Annotated in this window: 2 protein-coding genes; both read left to right on the forward strand. The window is 72.7% G+C overall.

Annotated elements, in window-relative coordinates; translation table 11 throughout:
- The coding region (locus PKY62_RS13100) for a protein kinase domain-containing protein (protein ID WP_324537665.1) at window positions 1-2103 on the forward strand (2103 nt) is incomplete at its 5' end.
- On the forward strand, window positions 2100-2307 hold a 208-nt coding region (locus tag PKY62_RS13105; RefSeq protein ID WP_324537667.1), incomplete at its 3' end, for a hypothetical protein. The genes PKY62_RS13100 and PKY62_RS13105, both read left to right, overlap by 4 nt.

Below are 2307 nucleotides of genomic sequence, written 5' to 3' on the forward strand. Positions count from 1 at the left end.
GTGCGGGTCCTGGCCCACGACAGCGACGGGGATGAACCCTACACCGTCCTCGAGCTGATCGAGGGCCCGGACCTCGGCGAGCATCTGGCCGGGTCCGGTCCGCTGCCGTGGCGGCAGGTGCTGCAGATCGGCATCCAAATCGCCGACGCCCTGGACGCCGCCCACCGCCAGGGCCTGGTCCACCGGGACGTGAAGCCGGCGAACATCATGTTCGCCGACGCCGACGATCGCCTGCAGGTGAAATTGATCGACTTCGGGATCGTCCGGGTCTCCGAAGTTTATCGGCTCCCGACCGGGGCGGTGCGACCCCGGCCGACCGGCATGGGCAAGGCGCTGGGCACCCCGGGCTACCTGCCGCTGGAGGCCGGCCTCGTCGAGCCGAATCCCAGCTTCGACGTGTTCGGACTCGGCGCCACGCTGTACCAACTGCTGACCGGCACGCTACACGAGGAGCCGTTCCAGTCGCTGCGGGAGGCGCATCCTGGTTGTGACGCGCCCGACGACTTGGGGCTGGTGCTGACCGCCGCACTCGCGCTCGAGCCCGAGGACCGCATGCAGACCGCGGCCGAGCTGGGGCGCGCGCTCGAGGCCGTGCTCGCGGCGCACCCGGAGCGCGGCACGCCCTCGACGCGGATCGATGGCCGCTATGAGCTGATCGGGCTGGCGGGCACCGGCGCCAAGGCGGACGCGCACCTCGCGGTGCACCGCGGCGCCGGCCACGACGTCGTCCTGAAGTTCCTGCGGTCCAAGGACCCCGACGAGGTGCTCCGGTTCACGCGCGAGGCGATGCTGCTCCAGACCTTCGACCATCCGGCGCTGCCGCGCTTCTACGACCACGCGCCGGAGGCCAGCCCGCCGTACATCGCCATGGCGCACGCGCCGGGCCGGCCTGCGGCGCGGCTGTGCTCACCGCCTCGCCTGCGGCCCGCCGAGGTGGCCGCGGTCGGGGTGAAGCTCGCCGAGGTGCTCGCCGTGGTGCACGCGCGGGGCGTCCTGCACCGCGACATCAACGCGAACAACGTGCTCATCGATAGCTGCGGCGCGGTGACCTTGCTCGACTTCGGTGCCGCGGAACTCGACCATCGTTTTTACGACGTGCCCGCCGGCGAGCGGCGGTATCTGACGCCCCCCGAGGCGCGCGTGGTCATCCCGCACGGCGGCATTGGTACGCTGGCTTGGTCGGCCCCGGAGGTACGTGAGGGCCGGGGCTGGACCGACAAGAGCGACGTCTACTCGATGGGCCACCTGCTGTTTCGCCTGCTGACCGGCAAGGTGCCGGTCAAGGGCGCGGACCCGCCGACCTCGCCGCAGGTCCACGCAAGCGCGTGCCCCGAGGACCTCGCGGCGGCGGTCATGAGCGCGTTGCAGGTCAACCCACACCACCGCCCGAGCGCGGACCAGCTCGCCCAGACGCTGCGGGAAGCGCTGGAGAGCGAGGAGGAGGCCCTCGCGCGCGCCGTCGTGGTGGCGCTGCCCGCCGGGCGCCCCGCACTTCGCCTGGTGCCCGCAGGGCCGCAGGTCCGGGCCGGCTGGACGGAGCACCCGCTCCCCGAGGCGACCTCCGATCCCAACCCGCAGGTCCTGGTCGATCCGCCGTCCTTGCCGCTGGCAGCCGTGGACGCCGTGACCGGGCAAGCCCCCTCGCCGGCCCACCCTCGTCGACCACGACCCGCGGTCCTTGCACTCGCCGCCGTTGCGATGACCGTGCTCGCCGTGTCCGGGTGGTGGATGCATGTCGCCGAGCGCCCCCTCACCGAGCCCCCGATGACACCGACGCTGGCCCGGTCAGGGCCGCCTGCACCTGGGCCGAACTCGACGCCCGCCCTCGACGCGTCGCCCCCCAAGGTCATCGCGCCGACGCCCGTGGCGAGCGCCGCCGACCAACTCGCTGCTGCAACCTCGGCGCTGAACGGCTGCGCGCGCATGGCTCACCGCGAGATCCTCGTCGAACTCGCGACCGCGGCAGGCGAACCTCGCTTCACCGCGATCGACATCGTCGGCGACGACGCGGAGGGAACCGCGTGCGTCCGCCGCGAGCTCGAGCGCATCCGCTTCCTCCCGCCCGCCAGCGATGGCACCCTCGTCAAGGAGTACCGGCCATGATCGCATCGCCCGCGCTGCACCTCCTCGCCGCCCTGGCGATCGCCACGTCACCTCCGGCCGATCCCTCGACCTGCGCCGCGGACGACCTGCAGTGCTCCGCGCCCGCCTTCGCGGCTGCAGCCCGGCGCGCCACGTCCGACGCGCAAAGGGTGCAATACCTGTACTTCGCGCACCGCGCTTATCTGGCCCTGTCCGACAAGCCGC

Source organism: Actinotalea sp. (assembly GCF_035443605.1).
Classification (GTDB): Bacteria; Actinomycetota; Actinomycetes; order Actinomycetales; family Cellulomonadaceae; genus Actinotalea.